This window comes from bacterium, from assembly GCA_040753085.1.
Taxonomy (GTDB): domain Bacteria; phylum UBA9089; class JASEGY01; order JASEGY01; family JASEGY01; genus JASEGY01.
Genome location: JBFMHI010000158.1, coordinates 1 through 6,391, shown reverse-complemented (window position 1 = coordinate 6,391; position 6,391 = coordinate 1). Strand labels below are relative to the sequence as shown.

At 48.0% G+C, this 6,391-nt stretch carries 6 protein-coding genes; 1 reads left to right on the top strand and 5 read right to left on the bottom strand.

The window, feature by feature from the left end:
* Positions 1-73 precede the first annotated feature (73 nt).
* The 4 genes from AB1797_12275 to AB1797_12260 form a co-directional block, all read right to left on the bottom strand.
* Entirely contained in the window at positions 74-205 is a 132-nt protein-coding gene (locus AB1797_12275) for a hypothetical protein (GenBank protein MEW5768375.1), read from the bottom strand.
* 277 nt (positions 206-482) lie between these two features.
* The gene (locus AB1797_12270; GenBank protein MEW5768374.1) at positions 483-3,266 is read right to left on the bottom strand and encodes a PKD domain-containing protein; all 2,784 of its coding nucleotides are present in this window, start codon (positions 3,264-3,266) and stop codon (positions 483-485) included.
* 503 nt (positions 3,267-3,769) lie between these two features.
* Complete coding sequence (locus AB1797_12265) at positions 3,770-4,159, bottom strand: DUF5665 domain-containing protein (GenBank protein MEW5768373.1); 390 nt, start codon at positions 4,157-4,159, stop codon at positions 3,770-3,772.
* Between the two features lie 4 nt (positions 4,160-4,163).
* Complete coding sequence (locus AB1797_12260) at positions 4,164-5,246, bottom strand: histone deacetylase (protein MEW5768372.1); 1,083 nt, start codon at positions 5,244-5,246, stop codon at positions 4,164-4,166.
* Between AB1797_12260 and AB1797_12255 the strand changes: the two genes are divergently transcribed.
* A complete protein-coding gene (locus AB1797_12255) occupies positions 5,226-5,366 on the top strand; it encodes a hypothetical protein (protein ID MEW5768371.1) in 141 nt (46 codons plus the stop codon). The two genes, AB1797_12260 and AB1797_12255, sit on opposite strands and share 21 nt — an antisense overlap.
* 5 nt (positions 5,367-5,371) lie before the next feature.
* Here the strand turns inward: AB1797_12255 and tsaB are convergent, their stop codons facing one another.
* Positions 5,372-6,142, bottom strand: coding sequence for a tRNA (adenosine(37)-N6)-threonylcarbamoyltransferase complex dimerization subunit type 1 TsaB (gene tsaB, locus AB1797_12250; protein ID MEW5768370.1), 771 nt, complete (start codon positions 6,140-6,142; stop codon positions 5,372-5,374).
* Positions 6,143-6,391: the final 249 nt, after the last annotated feature.

The window sequence follows — 6,391 nt, the reverse complement described above, 5'->3', positions numbered from 1 at the left end:
TGTTCCATCTTCGTTTTTACCGGAGGTTAAGAAGACGCCTTACGTAAGCACAGATGCGACGGTCATCTGCGAATTAATTACTTCTTTGGCCGTCCTCCTCCTCCTCCTCCTCCTCCTCCTCCTCCTCATCTTCTTCTTCTTCTTCTTCTTCTTCTTCTTCCTTTTCTTGCTTCACCCCGATAAATCGGGGTGCTATTCTCATCATATCTTCATTTCTACCGAGATTAGCGCCCTGATTTATCAGGGTGATGCGAATAAGACAACATATAGAATCATAACCGCTTTAGCGGTTTCCAGGGCTCCAGCCTAACCGCACAACTCGACATTTTTTACCGCTGAGACCGCAGAGAGTGCAGAGCTTTTCTTTCTTCCCTCTGCGTTCTCAGCGCCCTCTGCGGTGAATTTTAATCCGCAATCGGAACAATCCGCATTCCGCAATCCGAAATCTGCAATCGAAATAATCCGCAATCCGAAATCCGAAATCACTTGAGTATGATCATCTTCCTGGTCGAGACATACAGCCCGGCCCGGAGTTGATAAAGATATATGCCACTGGAAACCTCCTTTCCTTCATCATCCTTACCGTCCCAATAGGCCGCCTCATTCTTAGTCAGATAGCTCCCCGGCTCCTTAAGGCCCAATTCAAGAGTCCTGATCAATTGCCCGGCCAGGTTATAGATCTGAATCTCTACCTGGCTCTTCTCAGAGAGGGCAAAGGGTATCCAGGTTTCAGGATTTATCGGATTGGGATAATTCTGAGACAGCGAGGTCTTGAGGGGGATTTCAGTCCGCCCATCCGGATCAATTAAACTGAGCAGGAAGGCCCTTATTCGTTCGACAGGCTCAGTAGGTGGGGCATCCTTTAAAAATAGATACATCGCCTCATAGGCGGCCATTTGATCAGCCTTTGACCTGGTTGGGGCAGGGGAGCTTCCATTATGGGTTTTCTCCCAATTCAGGCCAATAGGGATAACCTCCTTCTCATTTACCTCTCCATCTCCATTAGCGTCGGCGTAAGTAGCCCCTATCTCAGGAGACCAGGGAGTGGCTGTCTGGGCTTGCCAGGTGGAAGAGGCTGATGCCCTGGGCGGACCTGAACGCAGCCAGTAAGAGCCAAGAGGTAAGATATCAATCTCATTCACTCTGCCATCATTATTGGTATCCCCAGGCCAGACGACAAAATCTGTCACCACCAGTGACGTCGGCAAAGAATAAACATCCAAGGGATGGTCTGAAGGGTCAACCGCTAATAATCTATCCAGGCTGAAGGTAATTATCTGGCCGCCTGCATCAGCAGGGATTCTCAATTTTAAAAGAGCTACCTTACCAAAACCACTAACCCCACCTTGCCCTCTCTTGCGGGAAAGACTCATCCTTATTTCTCCTACACCTTCGTCTATATTAATATGAGAAATTATATCACCTCCCAAGAGTTCTCCTGAGGTCTCCACTGAGATAACTTCACTTATCCGGTCGCGGGGATAGTTAAAACGAAAGGATAGGGCAAAAAGATCAGCGATGGTATCAGAGGCATTCCCCACCTCAATGCTTATCTTCACCTCAGCATAGGCTGGTTGGGGAGAATCAAGGACTATTCTTACGGGTGTCCCTGTTGGGAGAGATATAGTTACCGCTGCCGAATCAGTCCCTGCCCCGCCATCATCATCGGTTACCTGGAGCCAAACGGTCTTGTCTCCGGGAGTATTCCAGGTATAGGATGGATTCTGCTGAGTTGAATCGTCATAGAATCCATCATTATCAAGATCCCAGGCATAGCTCAGCGTGTCACTTCCAGGATCAGCCGCTGAACCATTTAGGGTAAGTGGACTGGCTATTATCCCGGTATAAGGCCCCCCTGCTTGGGCCACCGGGGCTACATTCCCTATTACTACCGGAGCCTCAGCCACGGCCTGGCCCCCCTTATTATCGGTCACTCTTAAGCCCACTGTCCCGGCGTAGTCATCATTCCAGGTATAGGCAGGCGTTACCCCGGTAATAGTATCGTAAGCCCCATCTCCATTCACGTCCCACTCGTAGCTAATTATCACTCCATCTGTATCCGGGTCAGATGAAGCTGAACCATTCAAGATAACCGAACTGCCTTCCCAACCACTATAAGGTCCACCAGCATTGGCCACAGGGAGTTGATTAATAATACCACCTTCTTCTGCCTGGAGTAAAGCGAGTGGCTCCGGCTCAGCATATTTACGGAGCCTGATCTCATCAATATAGAACCTGCCTGGCTCACCATCATAGGTCCAGAATCGAAGATATTTAACCGCCTGCGTGGGCTGACTAATAAGTCCCGTGTTATCGTTAACTTCAAAATTACCACCATCTACATTTATCATCATCTTTCTGGAATTAAAATCAAAATATTCATCCAGTTGATACCAACGATTGGGGGAAAGATCATTATAAAAGGTATGCCAGCTCCCATTGTAATATTCCATTTTGTCATCGTTATCCAAGTGCGACCAGCTTATAGTCGAAGAATGACGGTAGGCCTGGTCAGGCGCAGGAAGGGTATCGCCCTGGTGGAAGCTATGGGCCATAGAGGCGCCCTTATCCTGGAGTAGACGAACATAGTAACTTACTCTGAGGGTGGTGAAAGGAAAGGGCTTATTAATATAAATTTGATCATGGATCCCGTTCCGGGTATTGTTTATCTTTAAGCTCTGGTTACCTTTAACCGCCACATCTGAGGAGGTGCTCACCTCACCGTTATAGTAGCTCCATTGTCCCAATCCTGACTCAAAATCGTCGCCGAAGATATACACATTGTTAAGATTAGCCGGCGGATTACTGGCGCCTGGGTTCCCATAGTAAAGGTAATAATTATTATCCGTAACTCCAACGGGAATGGGAGCCCTCGTCTTAAACCAGACAGCGGTGGCCGTAGTATTTATATTTATTACCTCCCGGTCTAAATCAGTATTCGAGCTTCCATTCCAGGAGACTACTCTAAGATCATCCCCATCAGGCTGAAACTTGCTCCCATTAGTCGTATCAAGGACGACAGCCACTGAGTAATCTTGCTCGAGAGGCGAGGCAGCTCCGTTCTTGATCTCGATCTGCCTCCGGTAGGAATAGCCAGGGTCCCACCAATTAACGGCTACGGCTTTAGTGGAAATGAAGAGAATAAAGCTGGCCAGGATAAGCTGGCTGCAGAAAGATTTTCTTTTAGTCCTCACACCGTTAGCGGTTGCCTTCCTCCATTTAGTAAAATATGCTTTCCCTTCATAAAATTTACCTGATTTCCTCATTGTAAATTTACCTCCTTTAAATTAGTGTTGAGAGATGAGAATGGAGAGGTCTCTCCACTCTCATCCCTCTTTTTAAGTAGCAATTATTATGCCAAGTTGTCTACCTGGCTGGAAAAGTTCAGCCGCTTATTCCTAATAGATTTTCGTAATTAATGTTATGCAAGAGAAGAAGGAACTAAAAAACCCGACTGTGAAAAAAAAAGAGGGAAAAACAAGGATTTTTCAGCCCTAAGGCTGTTAAAAAAATAGACTATTTCCTTACTATCTTGTTAATAAAGGGTTTGTGATATCCATTTTTTTAGACAGATGTCTATTTATTTAGATAGGTGTCTATTTTTTGCGCCCTATTACAGCTCGGCGAAAGGTAACCGTTCACCTCACCACGAAGACACAGAGACACTGAGAAAAATCTAAAGGAACGATTACGGCGAAAGTTCCGGGGTGGGTTCAGTTTCAGCCGGGTTTGAGGATTCAAGGGTAGGAGAAACTTACGCTGGGTTATACTATTTACGGGTCATAGCCATCTGAGTCTTGACGGCTTCTACCAAATCAGCCACAAAACGCCCAATTAAGGGGAGATCAATAACGCCGCTCAAAATCTTGGCCGACAGAACAAGCAGTAATGCTCCCACCACGGTCATACCAATAAATATTCCTACCCCCCGGGCCAGGCCGATAAGAAGATTTATCCACATCAGTCGGACCGGATTTCTAATCAGCTCAACCAGTTCATAATATTCCTGGCTAAGCAAACTCCTGACCTGAACGGCCAGTTTTTCCAACTTCTCTTCCAGAGTAGAGGTATCCGGTTCCGGCTGGTTTTGAGTTTCGCCCCCATTTCGTGGGTCCCCGGCGTTTCGAGTGGCCGGTGTCTCTGGTTCTTCCAAGTTCATCCTCCTAAGACGAAGAAGGCTGGACGAGATTCATCCATCGTGCCTGGTTATTAAGAGTATTAAGAAGCTGCCTGGTAGAGATTTTAGGTTCTTCCCCGTGACCGTATTCCGGCAGCTCTCCTAAAAGGGCAGAGATGATAAAATAGTTTGAACGAGATAGCGCCGCTAAGTTATAACCACCTTCGAGACAGACCACCATTCGCCCGGAACAGACCGCTTCAGCTAACTCCACTATCTGACGGCTCATTTGGCCAAAGCCTTCTTCCGTCAAAGAGAGTCCGGAGATGTAATCATCTCGATGAGAATCAGTTCCGGAAGAAATAGCGATAAATTCCGGTTTATATCTTCGGGCCAGAGGAACAACAAATTCCTTCAAAAGATAAATATAATCTCCATTACCGCTTCCTGGCGGCAAGGGAATATTTACTGTATAGCCTTCGCCGTCCCCCCCGCCCCGCTCTTCAATAAACCCTGTGCCCGGGTAGAAAAATCTAGGATCCTGATGAAGGGAGATCACCAGAACCCCTGGATCAGACCAGAAGATCTCCTCAGTTCCATTACCGGCATGGGCATCCCAATCTAAGACCAGAATCCGGGCCAAACCATGCCTGGCCTGAAGATATTTTATCATTACCGCTAAGTTATTGAAGTAGCAAAAGCCGGCTGCCCGGTCTCGATTGGCGTGGTGCCCGGGAGGGCGAAGCAAAGAGAAGGCATTGTTAATAGTCCTTTCCATGACCAGCTTGGCGGCCTTTACCGCCCCCCCAGCCGCCAACCGGGCTGCTTCGTATGTGTAAGAGTTTACTTCCGTATCAGCGTCAATATATCCACCCCCTGAAAGCGATAACTCCCTTACCTTAGATACCAGTTGCTCCGAATGAGTGCGCAGGAGATCTTCATCCCTGACCGGCTCTGCTTCGATAAGAGATAGGCGATTTAGCATCTCTTTTTCTTTAAGATATTCCATGGTGGCCGTAATTCGAGCCGGCCTCTCCGGATGATGCGGGATGTCGTGTTTCAGGCAGGTGGGATGGTAAATTAAGCCGGTCTGTTTTTCGAGTTTCGCGTGGTTAGATGGATTTCTCACCGGACTACCGTAGACCTCCTTATTTCCTGTTTCAAGTTTCGAGTTAGAATCCCTAATCCAAATGCTGGATGCTCGATGCTCGATGCTCGATGCTCGATGCTCGATCTTCGATGCTGGTAAAGGATTCAGTATCCAGGATCGAGCATCCAGAATCGAGCATCCAGAATCGAGCATCCAGGATCGAGGATCGAGGTTGTGTCTTTGTGCCTTAGGGGCTGAACGCTTACGTTTCTTATATCCGGTGGCCGGATGTAAAGCGGCGTAATTTCTCGAAAATCTCTGCCCTCACCTCTTTCCAGGGCTTTCAGACCGAGTGAGGCTATGCTAAGCGCCCGCGTCCGCCAATGAGTGGGTGGAGCAAAATGGGCCAGATCGCCTAAGTTTTCTTTCAGGAAGGCCTGATAGACTTCCAGTCCCTCCCCCAGGAAAAAGACCGGCTCCTGGATCATATCCACCAAATGAGAAGGCTCAATGGCCAAATAATCACTTATTCGGACTATTTCTCCCTTTTGGGATCGATAAAAGGCCGCATAAACCTGTTTCTTTCTGGCATCTAAGATAGGGCAAATCCGGTAGGAAGTGTCAATCGAATGAGAAGCTAAACCATCCAGAGTCGGAATTCCAACCACAGGGAGGCGTAAGGTTTGAGCCAATCCGCGAACAGTGGATATCCCCACCCTGAGTCCGGTAAAAGAGCCGGGACCAAGGGATACCGCGATGGCCTCCAGATCGGACAGTGAAAATCCCGCCTGCTTAAATATCCTTTCTATGGCCGGCATAAGCCAAACTGAGTGAGTGCCGGGAGAGCCGGAAGTATGTTCTATCACTATATCTTCCGAGCCAAGCAAAGCCACGCTGCCGGTTAAGGTAGCCGTTTCCACCGCTAAGATTATCATAAGTTCAGGATATAAAGCCCAGATAACCGTTCAGGTATAGCTGCACGGATTAGCATGGATAAATAACACAGGACAGAAGGCGGAAGTGTAGGGACAGGGCTTGTCCCTGTCCGTGCTTGTCCATGTCCGTGCTTGTCCATGTCCGTTCCGTAGACGGACAACCACAAGGGTTGTCCCTACAGCCTAAGGACAGACCCGAATCACGGACACGGCTCACGGATTTTCCGTGTTTCATCTGTGTGCATCTGT

What these genes read in the sequence shown, in the direction of transcription:
- AB1797_12275 (MEW5768375.1), bottom strand. Translation starts at nt 205, where the DNA reads ATGATGAGAATAGCACCCCGATTTATCGGGGTGAAGCAAGAAAAGGAA.
- AB1797_12270 (MEW5768374.1), bottom strand. Translation starts at nt 3,266, where the DNA reads ATGAGGAAATCAGGTAAATTTTATGAAGGGAAAGCATATTTTACTAAA.
- AB1797_12265 (MEW5768373.1), bottom strand. Translation starts at nt 4,159, where the DNA reads ATGAACTTGGAAGAACCAGAGACACCGGCCACTCGAAACGCCGGGGAC.
- tsaB (MEW5768370.1), bottom strand. Translation starts at nt 6,142, where the DNA reads ATGATAATCTTAGCGGTGGAAACGGCTACCTTAACCGGCAGCGTGGCT.